Genomic DNA, 1,778 nt, shown 5'->3' on the forward strand with positions numbered 1-1,778 from the left:
TGCAGATATAGATGGTCCTGTGGCTATAAGATATCCTAGAGGTAATTCATATTATATAGATAAAGGCTCTTATGAAAAAATAAAAGTAGGAAGCTATGAAGTATTAGAGGAAGGAAATAATATTTTATGGCTATTATAATTTGAATATACAGAAAATTATAATTTTATTGACTATTCAAATATATGTCGTATATAATCCAGGTATAGAACAAAATATTTAGGGGGAATCAGGAGGTCACAATGAAAAAAACGAATAAAGATATTATAATAACAGGTTTTGCATTGTTTGCAATGTTTTTCGGGGCAGGGAATTTAATCTTCCCACCATTTTTAGGACTGATAACTGGAAGTAGTTGGTTAACTGGATTTACAGGATTTATACTAGCAGATGTAGGTTTATCTCTATTGGCTATACTTGCAATAGCAAGATGTAATGGAGAGGTTGGGAAAATATTTTCACGAGCTGGGCATAAAATATCGATTGTCTTAGCATGTGCAATAATGATTTGTATAGGACCACTTCTTGCCATACCAAGAACTGCAGCAACAACATTTGAAATGGGTATTCAACCAATATTTAGTGGCTTTAACTCAATAATATTCTCAATAATATTCTTCGGCGTGACATTATTACTAACTATAAGACCATCAAAGGTTGTTGATATAATAGGATCTTATCTGACACCAGCACTTTTAATTTCATTATTAGTATTAATAGGTATGGGAGTAGTTAATCCTTTAGGACGTATAGAGCCAGCAACAATAGATGGCGTATTCTCAGAAGGAATATTTCAAGGGTATCAAACATTGGATGCTCTAGGAGCAGTATCTTTATCAGCTGTAATATTCACAAGTATAGCTAACAAAGGATACACAAAACAAGAAGAAAAAATAAGTATAACATTTAAAGCAGGATTAATAGCAGGAGCAGGATTATTCATAGTTTATGGTGGACTTACATACCTTGGAGCAACAGTATCAACTATGTTTGATTCAAATGTATCACAAGCTGGATTAATAGTTTCTATAACAGATATGTTATTAGGATTCCCAGGTAAAGTTATATTAGGATTAATAGTAACACTTGCATGTTTAACAACAGCAATAGGTTTAACATCAGCAACTGGTCAATATTTCTCAAAGCTTTCAAATGATAAGATAAAATATGAAGCAATAGTAACAGGAGTATGTTTATTCAGTTTAGTAGTTTCTAATTTCGGAGTTGATTCAATAATTAAATTTTCAGCTCCAATACTAACAGTAATATATCCACCAACAATAGTGCTAGTAGTGTATACTTTATTAGGACAATTTATAAAAAATGATAATGTATTTAAATTTGCAACATATACAGCATTATTTATGAGTATATTAAATATAATGGGTAGTTTTGGAGTGAAAGTTCCTCTAATACATAGTTTTCCATTAGATTCATTAGGATTTAATTGGATAGTACCGGTACTTATTGCATCAGTAATAGGATTCTTTGTTAAGTCAAAAGGTTCAAATGCTAAATCTGATTCAAATGAAGTAACTGCATAGAATTTTAAATTAAATAAATTTAGAAGTCCCTTGATATGTGATTTTACATGATAAGGGACTTTTTAGAGTAGAAGCAGATTTTTTATACCGTTTATAACTTGTGATTAAAATAAAAATTAACTTTGCCCATAGCAGCATTATCATGGCAGTTACCTTTTCTAGACATGCTCATAGTTATCCCATTTTGTTTAACAAAATTTTGAAAGTTTGGACATGTGTATACAGCACCCTGATCT

At 30.7% G+C, this 1,778-nt stretch carries 1 protein-coding gene; it reads left to right on the plus strand.

Annotated features, from left to right (window positions below):
- Positions 1-240 precede the first annotated feature (240 nt).
- Positions 241-1,542: a branched-chain amino acid transport system II carrier protein gene (brnQ, locus tag NSA58_RS19740; RefSeq protein ID WP_039678938.1), complete on the plus strand. Its 1,302-nt coding sequence runs from the start codon at positions 241-243 to the stop codon at positions 1,540-1,542.
- Positions 1,543-1,778 lie beyond the last annotated feature (236 nt).

Source organism: Terrisporobacter muris (assembly GCF_024621905.1).
GTDB lineage: Bacteria > Bacillota > Clostridia > Peptostreptococcales > Peptostreptococcaceae > Terrisporobacter > Terrisporobacter muris.

What these genes read in the sequence shown, in the direction of transcription:
- brnQ (WP_039678938.1), top strand. Translation starts at nt 241, where the DNA reads ATGAAAAAAACGAATAAAGATATTATAATAACAGGTTTTGCATTGTTT.